Genomic DNA, 2721 nt, shown 5'->3' with positions numbered 1-2721 from the left:
GGGAATGCGGAAGCTAGCACCCTCAAACAGCAGTCGTGTGCCGCGGCGCAGGGCGACATCGTCAAAACTGATCATCGGATTAAGATTTCAGTCCGAGAGGATCCTGCGGATCGATGCCATCCATAAACGGCAGTTCGCGACGACTGTTGGTAATCTGGTAGACGTGACCAAGCCAGTTACTGACCACTGCCTTCGCAGTATCGCGCCAGGTGTTGTCGACCAGGGTCATGAGGAGCTTCTCAGGGAATTCCGGGGGCTCTATGCCTGTTTCCCTGCTGGCGATCAGTTCACCTCGGTATTCGCCGAGAATTGCCTTTGCCTGGAGGCTTAAATAGTTATCAGGAAATGGTGGGTAGTCTTTGCGCTGATCGTTGAACCAGAGTAATACCTCGCGCTTGTACTCTTTCAGCAAGCTGTTGGTATCGTACTCCGGGTGCCCCTGGAAAAATACGGTGCGGAAAAGATCTGGGCTCACGGCAAGATGTACGCCGGCTTCATCACCCTCGGCAAGAACGACAATACCTTTTTCCTCAAGCTGTTGATGTGTCACCTGGTTGAAGCGTGAATGCGGTACATCAAAGCGTGTGTTGATATTCTCTACCAGAGGGTGCTCAGGCATGCTGACCTTGTGGTCAAAAATACCCCAGCGTTTGAATCCCATCGGGTTGCGCTTGATGCCGTAGTGATGCTCCAGCAACGCATGTGTTGCCAGGCATGAGCAAAGCACCGAGGTGACATTTTCATGTGCCCACGCCATCACCTCGGCAAGCGGTTCCCAGAAGGGCTCGGAGGCAAGGTCGGGGTGAGTGACGTTGGCACCGGTGATGATCAGCGCGTCCAGTCCGTCACGCTTGATGTCATCGAAGGTTTCATAATAAGTATCGACATATTCGCCAGCCTCGTCACTACGCGGCAGTTCGTCCAGTGTGAATACATGCATGTGAAACTGGGCAATCAGGTTTGCGCTGCCGACAAGGCGGAAGAACTGACGTTCTGTCGCTGCCAGCGCGGCATCAGGCATCATGTTGAGCAGGCCGATGTGCAATTCGCGGATATCCTGGTGGCTGGCGCGCTCTTCCTCGAGCACGTCATGGCCTTCATGTTTCATGCGTTCGAAAGTCGGCAGTTTGCTGTGTGCTACCAGTGGCATGGCTTAATCCTTTCCAGAGCGTTCAATTGCAGTCGAGACCAGTTCAATGAAGTCGTTTTCGTCGCGCACTGCGGCAACCTCTTCACTTGAGACAGTATAACCGTACTGCTCTGCAATCGCTTCGTAGCGGGGTACGCGTGAGTGAAACAGGCGAGGGAATACCCAGCGGGTGAAATCGTCGGGATCCATCTGCGCAGCGTAGTCGAGGTTATTCTCCTCAAGATAGGCTGTCAGTTGCTCATCGAGAAACTCGGGGCGGTAGTAGAGTGGCTTGGGAGCAGACTGGGCACGTTCGATCAGTTTCTGTTTCTCCTCGTCATTGGTCACCTTGATGTAGAGGATGAGACTGTTTTCAGCCAGCAGATCGATGACTGATGGCTCTTCAAGTTCGCACAAGCTGCCACCGACGTCATTGATCAGGTGCGGGTAGTCGTAGATCTCGCGTGCCTTGTGAATGAATGCCGGCAGGTCGTTCATGGCAGCGATCTCACCCTCCCTGTAGCAGGCCTGGCGACTCTGGTACTCTTCCAGCGGTACACCACCCAGTTCAGGGTTGCCGAGTTTTCCGACATAAGCGAGCACGGGACCGAGGTTATCGATCTTGATGTTGTTATGGATGTCGATCCAGTCGTTACGCAGAAGTTTGCGCAGAAAAGGAATCTGCATCGCTTCTTCCTTGATCAGATCGAGAATTGCCTCATCAAGATAGCGTGTGCCGATGCGGTAATCACCAGAATAGTGAAACCAGTCGTGCTCCCTCATCAGGGTCGAGAGATAGGTTTTGCCGACACCCGACATGCCCAGCAGGGTGATGCATCTGTTTTTCCAGCCGCGAAAGGCTTCTGGCGACATGCGCAATGGAGTGACTCCGGATTCAATAATCCGTCTATTCTAGTCTTTTTACCTCGATTGCTCCACATTACGACGAGTTGTTGCCGTGTTTTTAGCAATAAAAAACGAGGCCAGGAAATGCGATTCCTGACCCCGTATATAAGCTCTTTTCTGACTTAACCGAATGTATCGGAGAAAAGATTGTTTGCCCAGTCAAACATCAGCTCATGGTTTTCTTTGTTGTAGGTGGGTGAATTACCGACCTTCTCAGTGACGATTGCTGAACCGTTGTACTTGTAGACAGCACTGATCCAGGCAGCTTCATTTGCATTGATCGGAGTAAAGCAGGCCGAGTTGGTCATCGGATAAGCATAGGGGAGCATAGGTGCCGGCATCAGGCTTCTGACAATCGCATCTGCACACACTTTCGCCTCGGAGTTTGCGATAAGTCCTGCTTTTGGCTGGCTGGTCGCCTGTGAATCACCAATGATGTGTACATTTGCAGTTGTTGTGGAAGCATAGCTAACGGGGTCGACTGCTCCCCAGGTCCCACCAACTGTATCGCGTACGATAGCTGGTGCCCGTTGGTCAGGGATGAAGTTGACAACCTGGGCCGTGATATCACCATAGTTTGATACTGTGACCACCGCTGCGCGCCAAGGAGAGAGAATCGAAGGCGCGTAGTCCCCGGTAGCCACTAGGCGAGACTGTTTTTCTGACGTGCGCCAGCGCCAAAGGAA

At 52.7% G+C, this 2721-nt stretch carries 3 protein-coding genes; all 3 read right to left on the bottom strand.

Going from position 1 to position 2721, the window contains the following annotated elements; all coding sequences use genetic code 11:
* Nucleotides 1-79: 79 nt before the first annotated feature.
* Nucleotides 80-1150, bottom strand: a complete 1071-nt coding sequence (gene metA, locus BOW51_RS09430; RefSeq protein ID WP_078477500.1) for a homoserine O-succinyltransferase MetA — start codon at nucleotides 1148-1150, stop codon at nucleotides 80-82.
* Nucleotides 1151-1153: 3 nt separating this feature from the next.
* A complete protein-coding gene (locus BOW51_RS09425; protein WP_078477499.1) occupies nucleotides 1154-2008 on the bottom strand; it encodes an ATPase in 855 nt (284 codons plus the stop codon).
* A 149-nt stretch (nucleotides 2009-2157) separates the two neighbouring features.
* A partial coding sequence (locus BOW51_RS09420) for an FCSD flavin-binding domain-containing protein (protein ID WP_174564750.1) occupies nucleotides 2158-2721 on the bottom strand: 564 nt, incomplete at its 5' end.

The organism is Solemya elarraichensis gill symbiont, assembly GCF_002021095.1.
In the GTDB taxonomy this organism is placed as follows: Bacteria; Pseudomonadota; Gammaproteobacteria; order Chromatiales; family Chromatiaceae.
The sequence above is the reverse complement of the archived record's forward strand: the minus strand, read 5'-3'. Positions and strand labels throughout refer to the sequence as shown.